Origin of the sequence: Flavobacterium sp. LHD-85 (assembly GCF_030929595.1) — a bacterium.
Classification (GTDB): domain Bacteria; phylum Bacteroidota; class Bacteroidia; order Flavobacteriales; family Flavobacteriaceae; genus Flavobacterium.
In genome coordinates, this window is sequence record NZ_JAVFVR010000015.1 from 132,849 (window position 1) to 153,042 (window position 20,194).

Below are 20,194 nucleotides of genomic sequence, written 5' to 3' on the forward strand. Positions count from 1 at the left end.
GTTTTTGAAGCCTTAAAAAAAGCTCTTAAACGGAGGCTGCGGAAATTAAATAAAAAAAGACCATCTTTTTTGAGACAGTCCTTTACATGAGTTTTTTGAAATTAAAAAGCCTCACCAATTCTAAAATAAACACCCCAATCTCCTTTACCAACTGCACCGTCTAAGCCAACATTAAATTTTGATTTTTTGAAAGGATTGTATCGATAACCAACGCCGCCTCCAGGATACATTTTCCAGTCAAAGCTTGGAGTGTCAGAACCGTAAATTGTTGCGATACCAAAAAAGCCTACCAAACCCATTTTTTTTCCAAAGTTGTAGCGGTATTCGCCCTGAATATCCATTAATCCCGCACCTCTATATTTTCCTTCAGAGTACCCACGAATGTCTGTTCCTCCTATGGTGCTTTGCTGTTCAAACGCCACATTTCCAAGACCAAATTTACCAAACACGCGAGCTGCAATAACATCTTTATTATCTCTAGTAGGAATATATCTATTGGCCTGAAAAGATATTCTATTAGATGCCAGTTCATTATCTAGGAAATCAGGATAAGTAGACCAGTCCAATTTAATTTTATATCCTTTTGTTGGGTAATAAACCGCATCTCGGGTATCATATAATAAGTTTACAACCAAGGCATTACTATGTGATATTGAAGAAGGAGAAATATCATCTTCATAAACCGTATTATAATGTGCATAAGTATAAGAAAGCCCACCATAAAATTTTCCCACAATTTTCCTTTGGCCGCCTACACTCAAAATAGTTGTTTTGGTTCCGTAGTCGTAAAAATCGGGTTGGTCTATGTCATCAACATAATACTGTGAGTTCTGATTTCCGGTAAGGAAGAAAAATTTTACGCGCCATTTATCTTCATTCAAGTACCACCTATTAAAGAAAGCCAAGATATAAGATTTATTGGTGGTATAAATGGCCGACATTCCGGATAATGATTTAGGAGAAATCGTATCGTTGTGATTGAGTTTGTACATCGCCATCGGAATTGCCCCAAACATAAAATCGAGATTTCGATTGTAACTCAGATAAGGCATTATTCGAAGTTCAATTTTCTTTTCTTTTTTCGGGATAGAATCTGCTTTTTTTTGTCCAAAAGCAGCATACGTAAAAGCAGCAAAAAAGAATAAGAGTAGAAAATGCCTCATGGTATAAATTTATTTGGTGAAACTTATATTGGCGCAGAAAATGTTTTTTGGGTATTTGTAAATTTAAATAAAAAATATAAGTAATTGGAATAAAATAAATTAAGATTAAACTGTTTGCCCAAATATTGTGAGTAATTTTTCTAAAGCATTTTCAGAATGCAGCTTTTCTCCGTTCTTTAAAGTGTTTTCCAATGCAATTGCTGCCCTCTCCAGCATTTGTTTTTCAAAATAGGAAATAGCGGTTTTCATATCAGAAAACTGATTGTTGGTTAAATAGTCTACCAATTCAACAGCATCTAGCAAAGCCAGATTAGCGCCTTTTCCAGCAAAAGGAGGCATTCTATGCGCAGCATCGCCAATCATGGTTAAGTTTTTCTGTGCTTCCCAAGATTGGTTAAACGGAAAATAATATTGGGGACGCAGAATAAAATACAATTCGTTACTTTTAAATAACTCATCCCATTGCAAACTCCAATCTTGATAGACTTCTTTGAACCATTCAAAAATCTTTTGATTGTTTGTAAAATCCAATTGATTTTCGATGATCCAACTTTCAGAAATTTTACTGCTGAGCAAAAACATCAGAGAACCGTCTCCTTTTGTGCCATACATAATGGTTTGTTCTTTTCCTAATGCAAGAACTTTTCCGCCTTTTGAAAACTCAAAAAGATTCGAAGCATTTTCTCTTGCATTGTAAATTGTGCCTTCAATCATGGTAATTCCAGAATAAATTGGTTTTTCTGCACTTATATAATGACGGACTTTAGAATTTGCGCCATCTGCGGCAATTACCAAATCTGCGTAAACAGTAGTTCCGTTCTTAAAATGCAAGCGCCAACCTTCATTTTCTTTTTCCATAGCAGTAAACTGGCTGTTCCAAACAATGGAATCAGGAGAAAGAGAATTCAATAAAATATTTCGAAGCACTGAACGGTCTATTTCAGGACGAGGTTTTGAAATGTCTTGGAGTGAATCCAGACTGTTTTCTGAATTTGTTTGAGAAGATTCTTTTGTAATGGAATGTTCATCAAATTTCAATTCAAAGTTTTGGTTCACAATTCGGGCTTTGCTGGCATTGGGCCTGATGTTTTTATAAAACTCATCTAATAGATCAGCTTGTTTCATGGCTATCAAACCTGAATCTTCATGTAAATCTAACGGAGATCCCTGCACACGAACTTCTGAGTTGAGGTCTCTTTCATAAACTTTCACGTTAATATTCTGCAATTGTAAAAGGCGAGCTAGCATTAAACCGCCCATTCCGCCGCCAATCACGGCAACTTGTTTATTTTGTAGTAACATAATTTTGTGTTTAAAATCTATGCCACAAAATTATTGAGAGGAAAGAGCTGATAATAGTATAAATCGGTCGTTTTTGTTTTGAAATAATTCTTTTGGAAGAGAACCCGAAATCTTTTTGATCTCTTTAATAAAATGGGTCTGATCAGAAAAATTCTCTTCTGGAAATAATTTCCCTTTTGCTATATGTTCTAAAGAAGCGCGGAATCTAAGGATTGAGCAGTAGCCTTTTAGCGAAATTCCAAAATACTGATTAAAGTATCTGTTGATTTGCCGGCTGCTCCAGTTCGCTTTTTCTGATAATTCTTTTACAGTCATTGTTCCCTTGGTTTCATAGATAAGACGAAACAGTTTTTGTTTTCTGCTGTCTACATCTTTTAATAATAAGGAATGAATTTTTGCAGAAGCTTTCTCGCAGAACAATTCAAAATTTTCCAAATCATTTTCATTAAAATCCCAAAAATTGGAGTTCAGCATTTTCCCCGAATTTAAAAGCGCTGCAATGCTTTCGTGAAAAACATATTCCGAAGCAAGAAGTTTAAAGCTGATTACGAAGGTCAAGCTGTTGGCTGGAATTATTCCTTTTTCATATTGCTGAGTGCCTAAACCTAGAAGTCTAATTTGAAAGGAAGTTTCAGCCGTTTTTATGAGCGATAAATCAATTCGACCGTCGGGAAGGCCGATTGTTTCTAAAGTCTGGTCCGATTTATTTTCCATACACCAAAAACTGTCTACAAAATCTGAAAGGTTTTTGTTGGGTTTAATGGATTGATATACTAAATCGTGAATCATTTTATCAAAATTAAAGCGAAATTATGCAATTCGTCACTCATTATTAAAAGAAAGAACAGCTTTAAAAAGGCTGTAAAGACGTTTTGGCTTTCGGAAAGATGGCAATGAAAAACTTAACATTGGGTAATTGCTTGATTTTTAGTTTAATAAGTTCTGTTTTTTATGCTCATGAAAAACTTAACATTGGGGAATGTGTTTTTCAATCTATATTTGTTTATTATTTTTTGATGTTAATTTAATGATTTAATAACATTAAGAATTAGTTTAATCCACAATAAATTTAATCAATTTCTTAAAATTAACAGAATAATGACAAAAGAAGTACTTACTAATGAAATCGATCAGGAAGTAGAAGCTGCTCCAGTTATCTCGAACGAAGAAAAGGAACAGCAAGAGAGTTCGGTTTCAGAAACAGAATCTGCTGTTGAAATTTCAGAATCAAAACCAAAACCTAAAAGAGCTCCAAAAAAAGCTGCAACTGAAGAGGTAGCAGAAAATAAAGAAGTCGAAACAGGAGAGGAGATTGTATCTGAAGCTGAAACAGAGACATCAGAAGAAAACGAAGATCAGCCAAAATCTAAAAAAAATAAAAAGATGAAAGACAAAGACAAAGACAAAGAGAAAAAAGAAAAACTGAAAAAGAAAAAAGCTGCTGCTAAGAAAAAAGAAAAAGCTAAAGACAAAAAGAAGGAAAAAGCGAAAAAAGCAAAACTAAAAGCGAAAGCTAAAAAGAAAGCCAAAGCAAAAAAAGCAAAGGATAAAGCTAAAGCTAAAAAAATCGCAAAAAACAAAGCGAAACGATCTAAAGCAAAGAAGAACAAGAAAAAATAATTGTGAATTGTGAATGGTTAATTGTGAATTTTCCAAAGCAACCACAAAATAGAATTAAAAAGCCACAGATTACAAGATTAACACAGATTTTCAAAAATCATTTTAATCCTGTAATCTGTGGCTTTTTATTAGAGTCTTGTATTTCACAATTCACAATTCTTTAGCTTTTTTCTTTAGCGTGAGTTTATCAATTTTCTGAAGAAATTCAGGATCAAATTCAGAATAGGCTCTCAATCTGTATTTTTCGTCTCTAATTTTCATAACCAGACGAATTTTCTGCACCATCAGCCAGATTGGCTCATACCTTTTATGTCCTAGTAAATATTGAATTCTAAGAATGGATAATCTTCTGTGCGAAAGTGTCATCAATTCAATACAGATCATCCAGTATCGAACAGGAAGATTGGAGTTTTCCATTACGGTTCCAGAGCGCAGACTAGTGCGGCTACTACATTTTCGGCACTGAAATTTTAAATCACTCTGACGGAAAGAATGCGCATTATGCCCGCATTTCCTGCATAAAAGGCCATTCTCTAAACGTTTGTTTTTGAGCTCTTCAATGCAAGTTGCTTCATCAGAATATTTTTCAAAATAGGCGCGTAGCTCCATCTATACAAATCCATAATTTACGTTTCGAAATATAAAATATTTTAAAAGAAACGAATAACAATTTGCATAAAAAATAAAAAAGGGTTTTTGTGATTTTTTAAATAGGAATTGTTTGTGTCAATATATTTCGCCCCGCTGGGGCTCCTTTATGTCTGGGGTCGTTTTTCTACAAATATTTCGCCTCTCTGAGGCTCTTCCGAAATTATCGATTTTTTTTTGACAACATGAAGCTCCGTTGAAGCTCTTATTCAACAAAAAAACATTTCATTTCTCCAAGATTTTTAGCCATGAGCAGAGCTCAAGCGGAGCTCAATATTTATAGGAAGAAATAACGTAAAGGACGTAAAGCTCCAGTGGAGCAACATATTTAAAGGTATGGCTGAAAAAATAAAAAGGAATATTCATTCATGAATATTCCTTTTTATGAAGGGCAAAATTGTGTTATAATTTAGCTACGATTTCTTTTTTGTACTTATTAAGGATAGATTTTGTCATTCCTAAATTAGCTTTTGTAGAATCTACAGCCAGGTAAATAAAGTATTCCTGATTGTCAGAAACGTCAATAATGTGAATTTGAGAACTCAATGTAATCATGATATTGTCGATTACTTGACCTTGTAGTCCTAAAGCTTTAATAGCGTTCATTTTTGCTTTTACCACTTCCAGATTATAAGCTGATGCTAGTTCTGGATCAAAATCTGCAACTACAGATTGAGAATAGTATGACATGCCGCTTGCAATTTCAGCTACCGAAACTGCGATGAACCCAGGGACGTTCTTTTTTAGGTCTTCCCCAAATTGAGTTAAAAAATCAGACATAATGTTAGAATTTTAGTTGTTGTAAATAAGATTGAATTGTTTTGGATAAGAGCAAAATTAGGGATACAATATTATTTAATTATCCGCATTGCGTACCTTTTTTTATGCAATAATTAAAAAATAACATAAGTCTGATAAAATCAGTTTTTGTTCTTATAAACTTAATTTTGTTTTGGTTTGAAAATGAAATGATTAAACTAAAAATGCTTCTGAAAAAGCGCTTGTAGGCCTTTCAGAAGCATTTTCTTTTAAGAAAAAAATAATTTTTTACTTGATTTCTGTTATAAAATCTTCTTGAGAAGTTCTTACTTTTTTCAAGTTTACCAACCAGTCGTTTGCATCATCTCTATAGCCAAGGGGTAAAACTAGAACGCTATTTAAACCAAGTTCGTTTAAACCTAGCAGTTTGTCTACTTCAGCCGGAATAAAACCTTCCATTGGAGTTGCGTCTACTTGCTGTTCTGCAGCTGCAGCGATTGCAATACCAAACGAAATATAAGCTTGTTTTGCAGCATGATGAGCGTGCCATTCCTGTCCAAGAGGTTCGTACATTCCCCAAAGTCTTTGTTTGTATTCGTCCATTGCATCTGCAGGAATTCCTCTTTCAGCAATTGTTTTGTCAAATACAGCAGAAATTTTTTCTAAGCTGTAACCGTCCCAAGCAGCCCAAACCAAAACGTGAGAAGCATCTGTAACCTGACTTTGATCAAAACTTACTGCTCTTAGTTTTTCTTTAAGTTCTTGATTTGTAATAACAAAGATTTTATAAGGTTGCAAACCAGAAGAAGAAGGAGCTAGTTTTGCAGCTTCAAGAATATAATCTACTTTTTCTTGCGGAACAGCTTGTCCGTTCATTTTTTTTGTAGCGTAACGCCACTTTAGTGCATCTATTAAGGCCATTTTTTTTATTGATTAAAATTGTATTCAAATGTAAAAACTTTAAGTGTATTTTTGTCATTAGATTACCAAAAGTAACTCTAACATCGAGGTAACCTATAAATACAGCATGATAAAAGAACCAATACACGATAAAAAATCGTGCAATCAGCATATTATGGCAGTGCACGACGCCATGTATATTTTAAACGGAAGATGGAAAATTTCTATCATAGCTTCTCTTTGTTTTAATACATTGAGATTTACCGACTTATTAAGAGAAGTTGAAGGCATTTCGGGAAAAATGCTAAGTAGGGAATTAAAAAATCTCGAAGAAAATCAATTGGTAACCAGAACTGTTCTCAATACGCAGCCTGTTACAGTTGAGTATGAATTAACAGAATACGGACATACCTTAAAGGAAGTTATCGATTCTCTTGCAAAATGGGGGCACAACCACAGAAAGAAAATAACAGGCAAAGATTAGCTTTTGTTTTTTATTTCGATAGCTCTTTGCAAAAAACCTTGACGAGTTAGATTCTGTTCTGCTTCTTCAATTGCTCTTAGAAGATTGTTTTGCGTATTAGTAATTTCGTTCAGTGTTATTGTCATAATGCCCCAAACTGGTTGCATTTTAGAAACCAGTTCTTTCCCTTTTGCCGTTAAGATGATCAATCTCTTACGTTCATCTTGTTTGTCTTTTTTAGAACTAATGATTTTTTCTTTCTCCAATTCTTTCAATAAACTGATGGTCGACGGATGGCTGTAGCCAATTTCATTTGCAATTTCAACGACACTCAGCATTTCTTTTACATGCAGAGTGTAAATCACTGGAAACCATTTTGGTTCAAAATCAATATTAAAATAACTGTATATCTGTGCTCCGTCCTTGCGTAATTGCTCGCTAAGGCGCTGTAACCGTGTTGATATGGCTAATATTCCAATTTCGTCAATTATATTCATTTTTATTGATTTAGTTTTAGGTGACAAAAAACATTATCTGGTCGCATTAACGGAAAATCAGTCGGAAGCGATTCTTTTGGTATTGTTACAAAATTATTCTTTTCGTAAAAACGTAATGCCGCCTGCAATAATGTAACCGTTCCTAAATATAAGTCTTTAATTCCTTTTTCCTTGCTGTATGCAATTAATTGCTCGAGTAATTGTTGGGCTATTTGAAATTCTTTTCCTCTGTATTCTTTCTTGACGAACATTTTTCTAATGGCTCCAGCTTCAGAATTGAATTTTACCAAAGCAATAGTTCCCACAAGTTTTTCATCTATAAACGCTCCAAGAAAAATCCCGCCCGGTTTATAGTAGAAGTTCTCAATATCCAGTAAATCTGGTTGGTCTTCTAAAGTAACAGGAACATTAAACTCTTTTTGCTGAATGTTTAAAATCAAATCTACGATTTCATTTTCATGCTTGTTTTGTATAGGTTGAATGTGCATTTGATTGTAAATTAAAATATATGTACAAAACTACGTAGTTAGCTACATATAAACAACAAAAAAACTGCTGAGATGAGCAGTTTTAAGTGTTTTTTATGATTTCAAACGATTTCTGTTTGAAAGTTTTATTCTTTAACTAATACAATAACGGCTTTATATCCCGTACCAACATTCCATTCGCTTGACGAAATAACCTGGCCTTTATCATCATAAACTTTAAATTCGGCTGTGTTTGGAGAAGCAAAACCTTCGTTTAAAGCTTCAATATCAATTTTATTGATTCCTTTTTCCAAGTTTATTTTGACGCTTTTAAAATCACCGTTCAAAAAAACTTCAGGTTCAATAATTTTATCGTTCAAATATACTTTTACTTTATCTCCGTCCACAAAAGCTGCATCGCGGTACATTATAGTAGAAGTAACAGCGGTAGTGTTGAAATTGCCCAAAAATTGGTTTCTTCTATAAAATATTCCCTCAACATTAGCTTCTGGCTTATAAAGATTAGTGTTTTTAAACAATTCGTCTGGATTAACCTGCAATGGTGCTGGTTTCTCAATAGGCGCTGGCGGGTTTTCTTTAGGAGCGGCTTCTGTTGGCGGAATAACTTCTTTTACAGGAGATTTTTTTGCTGGAATCGATTTGAATTTATTATCCAGTTCTTGAGCAAAACTGTGCAGTGAAAAAGAAGCAAAGGCAATTATCAAAAATATTTTTTTCATGTTTTTATACTATTAATCTGTGTGGTATTGATTTAAAAAATTAGATGCATCATAATCTTTTATATATAAACATTTTATGAAACCAAATATTGTCTTGTTATGAATTTTTTGTCGAAAAATTAACTTCTTTAAAGGCAGAATCATAATGTTTTCTGCTAAAACTGACTTATCTTTATGTTCTCTTGAAATTTTGAAGATTGTATTGTTTTAAAGTGATTTTCTTCAAATAAAAATGAAATAGTATGGAATGGAAAAATGTTCTTACCGATTTATTTAAAACGGATTATCCGATTATACAAGCTCCAATGCTGGGCGTTACAACTCCAGAAATGGTTGCGGCTGCAAGCAATGCTGGAGCCTTAGGATCATTGGCTTTAGGAGATCTTCCTGCAGAAAAATGTATCGAATTAATTAGAGCGACAAGAAAATTGACTGATAAACCTTTCGCAGTCAATATTTTTGTACATAAAATAGATCCAATTACGTCAAAATTGGAGGATGATTATGCTAAAACGAAAAAGCATCTGCAGAAACTTACTGAGAAATTGGGCATTGAAACCGATTTTCCTGATATAAAGGAACTCAAACTTACAGATTATCACGATCAGATCGAAGCTATTTTATTGGAAAACTGCAAAATTGTGAGTTTCACTTTTGGAAATTTGGATCAGGAAAGTATTGCAACATTCAAAGAAAACAAAGTGATTCTGATTGGAACTTGTACTTCTGTTCAGGAAGCTATCGTATTGGAAAATAGCGGTATCGATATTATTTGTGTTCAAGGTATTGAAGCAGGTGGGCATCGTGGCAGTTTTCTAGAAGAAACGATTCCGCAGATCGGCGGATTATCACTGCTTTCTCAGGTTACTGAAGCTGTAAATATTCCTGTAATTTATGGAGGTGGAATTTATAATGCCAAAACTTTACTGGCTGCCAAAACTTTGGGCGCAGCTGGTTTCCAGATTGGAAGCCTGTTTCTAGGAAGTGCTGAAAGTGCTTTACAGGATTTTGAAAAACACCGTCTTAGAAATATAAAAGAAAATGAAATTGTTTTGACCAAAAGTTTTACAGGAAGATACGCGCGCGGAATTAGAAATACGTTTATAAAAGAAATTGAAAATTCGGCATTTGTGCTGCCGTATCCATATCAAAATAAGCTGACTGCGGAGTTGAGAAAAACAGCAAAATTAGAGCAAAACGCCGATTTTGTAAGCATTTGGATGGGACAATCTATTACTAGTTTTAGTGATGTTTCGACTGAAATTATTATCAGGAATTTAATAGAAGAAACCGAAAATTTTGCCTGAAAGTTAATTTCATTAGTTAGATCTGTTTTTGGTTGTAATGTATTGAATGTTAATATTTTATATATTTGTTGTTCAATTAGATAACTTCAGATATGAATAGGTTTAATTTTATCTTTTTTCTTTTAGCATCCGTTACTTTTGCTCAAGGGAGTAAAACAGATTCGGTTATTAAAAAACAAATTGAAGAGTATAATACTTCATTTTCAAACGCTCTCGTAAAAGGAAGTCAAGGCGATTTAGTAAAAGCTTATACAGATGAAACCATATTTATGCCGGAACACAGCAGAGAGCGTGTGGGCAGTAAAACGATTCGAGATTTTTATAAGCAATGGCTGGCTCAAGCAAAAATTGCATCTTATGAAAGAAAAATTCTGGACTTGCAGGATTTTGGAAATTATATTTTGGAAATCGGAACTTTTGATGAAAACTTAAATCTAAATGAACAGAATGCATTTTTGTACACGGGCAAATATGCGGTTTTATGGAAAAAGTCTTCAAATAGGAGCTTGCCTCCAACAATTGCTGCCGAGATCTGGGGATCTTCAAGTTATTTTGATGATAAAAATATTCCTAATATCGATGATTCTTCTGTTCCAAAAACGGAAGAATATAGTTTCTCAGACAAATTAGCATCTGAAATTAAAGAGCGAAATAATACCATTAGAGATTTTGTTAAAAATAGACAAGGAGCAGAACATGCCAAAATGTTTATGCCTGATGCCATGTATCTGACCTATTACACACCAATTCTTTCGGGAGAAAAAGAAATTACGGATTATTTTACAGAACATGAGAAACCTGGAACATTAAATATTGATAAAATTTCAATTCTGACTTCGGGAATTATTTATGCTAGAACAGCAATCATAGAAGTTGGCTATTATAGTGTAGATTGGCGTGATGGTGACAATCATGGAAATGTAAAAGGAAAAAGTATGAATGTTTGGAAAAAAGATAACAACGGAGCATTACTGCTTTTTCGTCAAATCGTAAATCATGATTAACTTTTGGGTTTTTGTGTTAGAATGTTTATTTCTCCTATTTGTTATTAAATGCTATTAATTTTATATAATTTTGGACTTGTACTTATGATTTTTATACGTGATGGGTCGAATACTTTGCATATTTTTTATTTTCACAACTTTTTATATTTATCCGCAATCTTCAACAAAAGAATGGATCGATAGCCTAAATACTATTGATAATCATGAGAAAAAAGTGGATTTAGCTCTCAAAATTGCATCAAAACTTCAAGATTCCGATTGGGAAAGAGCTGTAAAATATATCGAACTGGCAGAGTCTGAAGCAAAAAAAACAGATAAAAGCGATCTGTCTCTGGCTAAAACCTATGTGACAGCAGCTCAAATTTACGATGCAAAAGATGTTATTGATATTACATTGCAGTATAATTTGAAAGCCTACGATATTTACAAAAGCAATAATATTATAGATGAAACTGCAAGAATAGAAAATAACCTTGCTATTATTTATGCCAAAAGCAATAATGAGGAAAAAGCACTTAAGTATTTTTTGCACGTCTATCGTTATCAAAAATCTAAGAATGAGCCTGATAAACTAGTCAAAATTTTAAACAATATTGGTACAACTTATCTAGGTAAAAGTTTAGATTCTTCACTTTATTATTACCATAAAGCCGATGCAATTGCCAAAACATTAAAAGACAACAGGCTGAAGGTTTATGTTTATACCAATTTAGCACGTGCGTACGGATTAAAGAAAGATAAGAAAAATGCTGGTTTTTATTTTGAAAAAGCATTTTCGTTAACAGATTCTTCCATCGATAACTCATTAAAAGCTTTTACTTATGAGTCGCTTTCAGAATATAATTTTCAGGAAAAGAAACTCGACGAGGCGATTCTAAATGCCAAAAGTGCTTTGGAATTATCAAAAGACAATGAATTTGGTTTTGCAGGACTACGACTGAATAAAATATTGTATCAAGCTTATTTAGGGAAAGAGGATTATAAAAATGCAGTTCATTACTTTGAAAAATACAACGCAATCAGCGATAGTATCAATATTGAGCAGAAAGCAGTAAACTTAGAACGAATTAGGCTCGAACAAGATTATAAAGTGCGAAGCCAGATTCGAACTCTTGTAGAGGAAAAAACCAGATTCAAGTATTATGTCGTCGGGTTAATATTAGTTGTCGGAATATTGACTTTAGTTCTTCTGCTTATCCGTTATCGAAATAGGAATATTAAAAATCAGCTGGAAAAGGAGAAACTAAAAGCCAAACAGCAAGAATTGAATCAAAGTCTCGAAGCCAAAAATATGGTTTTGGTAGGTAAGGCTATGGCCGAAATTCATCGTACTGATAATATCAACGAAATTTTGACCGATCTTAAAAAAATTAAACTCAAAACAGCCAACAAAGAATTACAGCAGGCAATTGATATTGTCTTGAAACGTTTGGAAAAAGATTTGAATGCGGATATCTGGAAAGAATTTGAAATTAGTTTTGAACAGGTTCATAAATCTTTCTTCGATAAATTGACTATCGATTATCCGACACTTACTCCAAAAGAACGCCGACTTTGTGCGCTGCTTTATTTAGATTTAACTACAAAAGAAATTTCCCAAATTACAGGACAATCTTTTAAATCGATAGAAAATGCCAGAACCAGATTGCGCAAAAAGTTCGATTTAACCAACGAAAAAGTAAATCTTTCCACTTATCTGAATAGTTTTAAAGGCGATTCATTGTAAAATAATTTTATTTGTAACTATTTGATATAGTTTGTTTTAGTTTAAAATGAGTGTTTTCTGAGTGCTCCATTTCTGCCTGCGAGTGTTTTTGCATTAGTCCTTTTTTTTCGAGCCTTATAGTGTCCGTCTATTTTTACCAAACAATTATCAAAAACAAGTTTGGATGAATACCACAAAAAAAGAAGAACCCTCTAAAAGTTTGGAAGAACTTCTAGAAGAAACAAAAACAAAAAAGAGTGCGCTCTTAAAAATTCTACAAAAAATAACGAAAGCAAGTTCTAAGAATCAACCGCCGAATTGATTCTAAGGACTTGCTTTTGTGGTTTTCTGCGAACCATTATATTCTATTAACTCGCAGCCTTAATACTAATTTTTAAATTAAAAAAAATGAACCAGATTTACTCTAAACCCAGGTATTTGTTTCTTTTGTTAGGTTTCTTGATCTGTTCCGTCGGAATGGCCCAGTCTCCTTTTCCAAAAAACAAAACGTCTAATGCGCAGACGGCTGTACAATCGCCAGCTGCTAATCAGAAAAAGAATCAAGTTTATCAGAAAAACAGCGATTCAAGTGTTAATCAAGAGGATGATGCCAATACTCTTTTGACGCAAAAAAGCATAAATGGAAAAACGCTTTCGCAGGAAGAAAGTGATGATGTAAATAAGAGATTAAAAGCAAGCCAGAAGCTTTTTAATAAAAGCGGAAGCGCTTCAACAGCTAAAAATCTTCAAACAACAGACAGCACAAAAGTGAGATCTTTTGCAAAATCTTCTAATTTGACTATCCGTAATGTATTTGAAGTTAAAAAAGCAGATTTCGAACTTTCTAATGCAGACAAAATGCAGCTGAGATCGGTTTCAGACAAACACGGCAGAAGTTTGGCAACCTATCAGCAAATGCATAATGCTGTTCCTGTTGAAGGCGCTATTTATAAAGTAAGAGATAACAAGAGCAAAATTGAAGCATTTGGGCATATCAGTAAAAAATTGCCTGCAAACAGTAATTATAAAGTAAATGCGTCGGCCGCTTTACAAAACGCATTAAATACTGTAAATGCTAAAGAATATGTTTGGCAGAGCAAAAAACTATCGTCTTTAGTCCATAAAAAAATCAGTACAAAACCACAGGGAGAATTGGTTTATGTTGGGCCTAATTTTTCTTCAGAATTGACAGAATATCATTTGGCATGGAAATTCGACGTTTTTGCTACAAATCCGCAGTCAAGCCAGACGATTTATGTTGATGCCAATACCGGAAAAGTCATTTTAAAAATTGATTTAAGCAGAGATCTTCGTTCGTCTTCTTCGCCTTATGCAGACGGAAGAAGTGCAATTGGTAAAGGAAAAGCAAGATTTGCGGGAGATGTAACTTTTGGAACTACTCAATATGCAGATGGTTACAGATTGGAGGATTTAGTAGGAAAGTATAAAGTACAGATGTATACTTTAAACATGAATCATGCGGAACACGCATCTGATGAAGTCTTAACCGAATTTATCGATGAAGATAACAATTGGAATGATTTGTACAATAAGGATCACGACGAAGCAGCAATTGATATTCATTGGGGAATTCAAAAGACTTTGAACTATTACGAAGAAAAATTTGACCGTAATAGTGTTGATGATAAAGGAATGACCATTTTTGCATTGGCGCATTTAGGAACTAATGTTCAAAATGCCTCTTGGACAGGAGGATGGGCACAGTTTGGAGACGGAGATAAACAGCCTTTTGTGAGTTTAGGAATTACTGGACATGAAATGACTCATGCTGTAACACAATTCTCTGCAGGATTGATTTATCAGGGAGAATCTGGAGCAATGAATGAATCTTTTAGTGATATTTTCGGGATTTCTATAGAGCTGTATGCCGCAAAAGATAGTACAAAGGATATTTGGCTGCTAGGTGACGAATTATATTCTCACGGAAGTTTGAGAAGTATGGCAAATCCAAAAGCGGCTGGACAACCGGATACTTATGGAGGTGAATTTTGGACAAACCCGGCAAATACAAGTTATGATAATGGCGGTGTGCACCAGAACAGCGGAATTACCAATTATTGGTATTATCTGTTAGTAGAAGGAGGAGAAGGCGTAAATGACCTTAACAACAGTTATAGCGTTAAACCAATCGGATTGGCTAAGGCTGAGAAAATTGCTTATTTAGCGCTTACCGAATATTTGTCACCTTCTTCAAATTTCAGCGACATGCGTCAGGCGACTTTGATGGCTGTAGAAGATTTGTATGGTCTAGGTTCTGAAGAGTTTAAACAAGTTACTAATGCTTGGTATGCCATCGGTGTAGGTACAGCTTATGCAGATAGACAAATAACTATTGTTTCGGTAGAAAATCCGTCAACATCTTGCGGACCATTAAAAGGAGATGAGCCTTTTTATATTACAGTAAGAAATACAGGAACTAAGATCATTAAAGCTGATGAAGGTTTAAATTTCAAATTAAGAGCCATGGCTAGCGCACTTGGCAGACTTATTACTTTTTATACCAATGATGGAGAAGTTCCTTTTACAAAAGATTTAGGAATTGGAGAAGAAACAACTGTTGCAATAAAAAGCAAAATCCCATATCAGATAAATGCGACGAGCTATGTAGAAGTTAAAGTAGATCTTGATCCTATTGTAGATTTTGGCGTTAAAGAGGGATATTCTTTTGTTACGGGGATTTACGTTGGTACTGCACAAAAAGATTTTGATATTAAAGCTACGGCTTTAGATCTTCCAATGTATACAGGAGATTTGCTAATGTCAAGTTATACTCCTGCTATTACAATTTTTAATTTAGGCTGTCAGGATATTCCAGCAGGAACTGTTTTAAAAGTTGGATATGCAAATACAAAAGCAGGAAGCACAACAATTTGGAAAGATGTGACATTGCAGACTGCTTTCAAAGCAAATTCAGAAATGAAAATAACTTTTGATACTGCGGTCGATTTATCAGCTGCAGGTTTACACACTTATGAAGCTTATGTAACCTATGACAAAGATCCTATTACTACAAATAATAGTATTATAAATGGGGCTTACAGTGATGTTATAACACAATTTCCTTATACAGAAGGATTCGAGAGAACGCCAGGAGGATGGAATACAAAAGCGTTAAGCGGGAATCAGAAGTTTGTATTTCAAAATTATCCAGCATCTTTTAGAACTGTTAAGTCACAATATATGTGGGGAATGGTAGACTTTAAAGGAAATGACAGAATGGGACTTAATTCTGATTTCGTTTTAGAATCGCCAATCTTTGATTTTACCAATGTGGTTTCTCCTTATGTAGAGTTCGATTTGTATTATTTATTGCATAGAACGTACGATGGTTTAATCGTTGAATATTCGGAAGATAAAGGTAAAAGCTGGAAAAAAATAAATACAGTTAATTATCCGGAAATAGAACACAATAATGATTTATTTGATGGCGGCTGGTTTACGGGAGCAAATAATAGTCTGAAAAAAGATCCGTATCAAATTCGTTTAAATGAATTGGCAGGAAAGAAAGCGGCTATTCGTTTCCATGTAAAATCAGATGATTATTATGACGGATTCTTAGGCGGATTTATAGATAACATTTTGGTAAGTGATGCACCTTACGATTTAGAAGTTGTATCTGCAAAATTAGACGCTGGTAAATGTGATATCAATAATAATAACGCTGCCATAATTGCTAAAGTAACAAACAATTTTGCGACAGCAAGTCAGGAAGTTAATATCACAACTAAAGTTCTTGATGCTGCAAAAGTGGAGATTTTTTCAAAAATAGAAAAAACAACTTTAAACTTCGCAAGGTTTAAAGACACAATAAGCTATTCTATTCCTAATATTAATTTAAAGAATGTTGGAGAACATACCATTTCGGTTTCTGTTTTTCCTGTGGACATGGCAAAAGACCTTAAACAAGGAAACAATGCTGTAACATTAACATACGATAATTGGAATAACGAAGACATGAAAGTTTCTGCACTTCCGTACAAAATGGACTTTGAAGACGCTTCTAAATACAAAGGATGGAGAACTTCTGAGAATAAAGGTTCTGCAGGATGGAAACATGGAGTACGAGCAGATTTAGGCTCTCCAGCATGGTTTATTGCAGATCATACCAAATTTATGGCAAGTAATGATGATAAATGCAATTGTGATGCTTCCAACGATATGCTGGTTTCTCCAGTATTTGATTTAACCAATTACAAAGAAGCGCATTTATCTTTTGATGGTTTTGGAGATCCGCAGCAATGGTCAGACGGTTATGTAAAAGTAAGTACCGACGGAGGAACAACTTGGAAAGAAGTGTTTAAAATGCCTTATTATGGCGCTTGGTTTGGATATAATGTTGACTTAAGTGCGTATGCAGGGAATTCTTGCGTACAGCTTGCTTTTCAGCATAATGACAATGGCTTTTTTGCGAATGGTTTTGCAGTAGATAACATTGAAATTACACCAACGAAGAGTAATTTACAATTATCGAATTTAGTGGTAGGTGAAACCGTTTACGAAGATGCGCCTACGCATGAGTTTTACATTAATGCAAGAAATGTAGCTTATAAAACATTGGAGAAAATTACTCTTAAATATCAAATTCTTCAGAACGGAAACGCTATCGGTGAACCAGTTTCATTAGAAAGAACCCAAACAATACGACAAGGCGAAACTCTAGTTTATAAAATAGACGGTTTGCCTAAATTAGCAGCTGGAAACTATGAAATTAAAGTGCAGGCAACTGCCGATGGAGAGGCAAGTACAAATGTTAAAAGCCTAACTGCATCTTTTCAAGTTGCTGAGAAAGCATTGGAGTTGAGCGAAGAGAATTTCTCTAGCCTGACGCAAGGTTCAATATTTGGATCAAAAGGGTTTATTTCTAATCAAAGCGATGAAAATTATCCATGGAGAGCGGTTACTACTCCAGATAATACTAATCTAACGGTTCCGTTGAAGAATAGAACGGGAGATGCTGGCGGAAAACTATTATACAGTCAGCTAGAAGGCTATTATTACTATAGCGAATTAATTTCTCCACTTTATAAACTATCTGAAAATACTACAGCTTTAGAGTTTTACTACGCTCTGCAAAGCAATGTTAATGATGCTTTAATTGTAGATATTAAGCCAGTTGGCGGAGAATGGACTGAAGCTTGGAGAGCAACAAGTAAAGGAACTTACGTAGATACAGAATGGCAGAAAGCGGCATTAAATATTACGAAATACGCTGGAAAATCAGTTTTATTCCGTTTTAGACATGCAAAATCAGATGGATATTCTTATTTGGTTTTAGACGATCTTAAAGTAATGAGTGAGCCTGTTTTAGACGTTTCTGTTCAAATTTTATCTCCAAAGGATATTTGCGGCAATAGCGAAGTAAAAGTTAGACTTACAAACGAAGGACAAGTTGCTATTAAAGAAAATTCTATCCAGTTAGATTTAGAATATGTTAATACGTCAGAAAAAATTTCAGAAGCCATTGCATCAGGAATTCCGGTTGGAGAAAGTATCGAGTATACTTTTATCAAACAGCCTAAATTAGATGATTCTGGAGATTCTCATGTATTTGCCATTAATGCAAAAATGGAGAATGATGCTATTGAACAAAACAATAACATCAAGAATTATGTATATCAAGGAGTACCATCAGATTTTAAAATGTTTGACACGTCTGTTATCCATGCTTATGCAGGTAAAAGTGTGTATCTGGATGCAGAAAGAAATCTTGTGGCTAGAGAGTTAGAAGCAACTTCATACAAATGGAGTTCAGGTGAAAGCACCAATTCTATCAATGTTGATAAAGCAGGAGATTATAGCGTAACGGCAACATTGGAAAACGGATGTACTCTTACCGAAAAAGTAACAGTAGTATTTGATACTTTCGAATCTGGTCTGCCAAGCGGTGATGTTTGCGGTCCAGAAGTAGTATTAAATCCAGGAAATTATGCTGCTTACGAATGGTTTGATGGTTCTACAGATCCAACTTTCACGACTACAGAAAGTGGTGAGTACTATGTAACGGTTTACAACGAACACGGATTAGGTAAAATTTTCACTACAACTATTAATGTTCTTGAAAATATAGTTCCGGAGATTCAGGCATTAGAAGGAAATAAAATTACAGCTTCTGCTGATGCGACAGGTTATCAGTGGTATTTAAACGGAAGAGTTTTACCAAATGCAACCGAAAAAACAGTTGCAACAATTTGGGAAGGAAGCTATAGTCTTCAGGTAACAAATGCGCATGGCTGTACAAGCATGTCTGCTCCAATTGAATCTAAAGGATTGCTTATCGGAAAATTGACAAATTCTTTCAGAGTGTTCCCAAACCCTGTGGCAGATAATGTAAACATTTTCTTGGCTGAAAAAGCAGAAGGTGAGGCTGAAATGAAAATTTATTCTATGGAAGGTAATGCGGTTTGGAGTAAAACTTACAGTGCAGTTCCGTCTAGCGTAAATGTAAGTCAGCTAACTACTGGGGTTTACATTTTAGATTGTACCATACAAGGTAAAAAGTACACAGCTAAGATTATTAAAAAGTAACAAATTTACAGATAGAAACGGCAGTTCTCACGTAGAACTGCCCTTCTTAAAAACAACAAAATACGATGAAAAAATCAAAGCTAATAATCTGTGCATTGCTAATGTGTGCAGGTGCAATGGCTCAAACCGAAAAGGTAAAACTGGGCGTAAAAGCAGGTTTAAATATTTCGAGCCTATCATTTGATGAAAACGAATTGGATTCATCTTCTAAAACAGGATTTACAGCAGGTTTAATGGCAGAAATTCCGTTGGCAAAAAACTTTTCGGTACAGCCAGAGTTATTGTACAGCCAGCAGGGAATGAAATTGTCTTATTCTGATCCAGAAGTGCAAAATTCAAATTACAAAAGTACTATTGCCTTAAACTATTTAAACATTCCTGTAATGTTGAAATATTACGTAGTGAAAGGTTTAAGCATTCAGGCGGGACCACAAGTCGGAATTTTGCTTAAAGCAAACAACAAATACCAAGACAACTTTTTAGGTTACGATAACCATGAAAAAATGGATTTAAAAGATTACTCAAATGGAGTAGATGCTTCTGTAAATTTTGGATTGGGTTATCAGTTTAAAGACAAGTTTTATGCAGATGCAAGATATAATTTATCTTATACCAATGTGTTTAAAGATGTAACAGCAAACACAAATTATATTATTAACAGTGATATGAAGAATAAAGTTTTTCAAATAACGATCGGTTATTTTTTTAAATAGAGTTAGTAACACCTTCATAACTGTTTAAAACCACTCTTTTTTAGGAGTGGTTTTTTTGTTTTTCCAAAAAATCAAATTCTTATTTGCAGACACCATACCTGCGTCATATATTTGCGCCAGATTTTGGTCTGCTTTTTTCAATCTGAAATAAGCAGTTAAAAGGGAATCAGGTGCAAATCCTGAACAGACCCGCTACTGTAAGTTCTACACAAAGTCTTTAAACATACTAATGCCATTGTCCCGCTTTGCGGGGTGAGAAGGCCGTTTAAAGATAGAATAAGTCAGGAGACCTGCCACGATCACATAGTTTAAAACTTTCGCGGTATGAAGTTGATGACAAGAGAATAACCTGCTATTGCA

At 34.2% G+C, this 20,194-nt stretch carries 16 protein-coding genes, 1 pseudogene and 1 riboswitch; of the genes and pseudogenes, 8 read left to right on the top strand and 9 right to left on the bottom strand.

What is annotated here, in order from left to right:
- Positions 1–101 precede the first annotated feature (101 nt).
- The 3 genes from RB618_RS19700 to RB618_RS19710 form a co-directional block, all read right to left on the bottom strand.
- Positions 102–1,163, bottom strand: a complete 1,062-nt coding sequence (locus RB618_RS19700; protein ID WP_308070340.1) for a BamA/TamA family outer membrane protein — start codon at positions 1,161–1,163, stop codon at positions 102–104.
- 105 nt (positions 1,164–1,268) lie between these two features.
- Positions 1,269–2,465: an NAD(P)/FAD-dependent oxidoreductase gene (locus RB618_RS19705; protein WP_308070341.1), complete on the bottom strand. Its 1,197-nt coding sequence runs from the start codon at positions 2,463–2,465 to the stop codon at positions 1,269–1,271.
- Between the two features lie 30 nt (positions 2,466–2,495).
- Positions 2,496–3,254, bottom strand: coding sequence for a helix-turn-helix domain-containing protein (locus RB618_RS19710; protein ID WP_308070342.1), 759 nt, complete (start codon positions 3,252–3,254; stop codon positions 2,496–2,498).
- A gap of 309 nt (positions 3,255–3,563) precedes the next feature.
- Between RB618_RS19710 and RB618_RS19715 the strand changes: the two genes are divergently transcribed.
- Positions 3,564–4,085 carry a hypothetical protein gene (locus RB618_RS19715; RefSeq protein WP_308070343.1) on the top strand — a complete coding sequence of 174 codons (522 nt, stop codon included), beginning with the start codon at positions 3,564–3,566 and terminating at the stop codon, positions 4,083–4,085.
- A gap of 156 nt (positions 4,086–4,241) precedes the next feature.
- Here the strand turns inward: RB618_RS19715 and RB618_RS19720 are convergent.
- The 3 genes and pseudogenes from RB618_RS19720 to RB618_RS19730 form a co-directional block, all read right to left on the bottom strand.
- A pseudogene (locus RB618_RS19720) lies at positions 4,242–4,694 on the bottom strand (transposase); the annotation flags it as partial.
- A gap of 441 nt (positions 4,695–5,135) precedes the next feature.
- The gene (locus tag RB618_RS19725) at positions 5,136–5,513 is read right to left on the bottom strand and encodes a hypothetical protein (RefSeq protein ID WP_308070344.1); all 378 of its coding nucleotides are present in this window, start codon (positions 5,511–5,513) and stop codon (positions 5,136–5,138) included.
- A 267-nt stretch (positions 5,514–5,780) separates the two neighbouring features.
- Positions 5,781–6,413: a nitroreductase family protein gene (locus tag RB618_RS19730; protein WP_308070345.1), complete on the bottom strand. Its 633-nt coding sequence runs from the start codon at positions 6,411–6,413 to the stop codon at positions 5,781–5,783.
- A 106-nt stretch (positions 6,414–6,519) separates the two neighbouring features.
- Between RB618_RS19730 and RB618_RS19735 the strand changes: the two genes are divergently transcribed.
- The gene (locus RB618_RS19735) at positions 6,520–6,876 is read left to right on the top strand and encodes a helix-turn-helix domain-containing protein (protein WP_035690806.1); all 357 of its coding nucleotides are present in this window, start codon (positions 6,520–6,522) and stop codon (positions 6,874–6,876) included.
- On the opposite strand, the gene RB618_RS19740 is transcribed toward RB618_RS19735, so the two are convergent.
- The 3 genes from RB618_RS19740 to RB618_RS19750 form a co-directional block, all read right to left on the bottom strand.
- Positions 6,873–7,352 carry a MarR family transcriptional regulator gene (locus RB618_RS19740; RefSeq protein WP_308070346.1) on the bottom strand — a complete coding sequence of 160 codons (480 nt, stop codon included), beginning with the start codon at positions 7,350–7,352 and terminating at the stop codon, positions 6,873–6,875. The genes RB618_RS19735 and RB618_RS19740 overlap by 4 nt on opposite strands.
- Positions 7,353–7,354: 2 nt before the next feature.
- Positions 7,355–7,840 carry a GNAT family N-acetyltransferase gene (locus RB618_RS19745; RefSeq protein WP_308070347.1) on the bottom strand — a complete coding sequence of 162 codons (486 nt, stop codon included), beginning with the start codon at positions 7,838–7,840 and terminating at the stop codon, positions 7,355–7,357.
- A 125-nt stretch (positions 7,841–7,965) separates the two neighbouring features.
- Positions 7,966–8,559 (bottom strand): hypothetical protein, encoded by a 594-nt coding sequence (locus RB618_RS19750; RefSeq protein WP_308070348.1) that lies wholly within the window; start codon positions 8,557–8,559, stop codon positions 7,966–7,968.
- A 242-nt stretch (positions 8,560–8,801) separates the two neighbouring features.
- Between RB618_RS19750 and RB618_RS19755 the strand changes: the two genes are divergently transcribed.
- From RB618_RS19755 to RB618_RS19780, 6 genes are all read left to right on the top strand, one after another.
- Positions 8,802–9,866, top strand: a complete 1,065-nt coding sequence (locus RB618_RS19755) for a nitronate monooxygenase (RefSeq protein ID WP_308070349.1) — start codon at positions 8,802–8,804, stop codon at positions 9,864–9,866.
- A gap of 92 nt (positions 9,867–9,958) precedes the next feature.
- The gene (locus RB618_RS19760) at positions 9,959–10,870 is read left to right on the top strand and encodes a nuclear transport factor 2 family protein (RefSeq protein WP_308070350.1); all 912 of its coding nucleotides are present in this window, start codon (positions 9,959–9,961) and stop codon (positions 10,868–10,870) included.
- Between the two features lie 100 nt (positions 10,871–10,970).
- Complete coding sequence (locus tag RB618_RS19765; RefSeq protein ID WP_308070351.1) at positions 10,971–12,596, top strand: hypothetical protein; 1,626 nt, start codon at positions 10,971–10,973, stop codon at positions 12,594–12,596.
- A 163-nt stretch (positions 12,597–12,759) separates the two neighbouring features.
- Positions 12,760–12,897 (top strand): hypothetical protein, encoded by a 138-nt coding sequence (locus RB618_RS19770; protein ID WP_250835833.1) that lies wholly within the window; start codon positions 12,760–12,762, stop codon positions 12,895–12,897.
- Between the two features lie 86 nt (positions 12,898–12,983).
- Positions 12,984–19,121 carry a M4 family metallopeptidase gene (locus RB618_RS19775; protein WP_308070352.1) on the top strand — a complete coding sequence of 2,046 codons (6,138 nt, stop codon included), beginning with the start codon at positions 12,984–12,986 and terminating at the stop codon, positions 19,119–19,121.
- A 65-nt stretch (positions 19,122–19,186) separates the two neighbouring features.
- A complete protein-coding gene (locus RB618_RS19780; RefSeq protein ID WP_308070353.1) occupies positions 19,187–19,834 on the top strand; it encodes a porin family protein in 648 nt (215 codons plus the stop codon).
- Between the two features lie 107 nt (positions 19,835–19,941).
- Positions 19,942–20,147, top strand: a riboswitch (cobalamin riboswitch).
- Positions 20,148–20,194 lie beyond the last annotated feature (47 nt).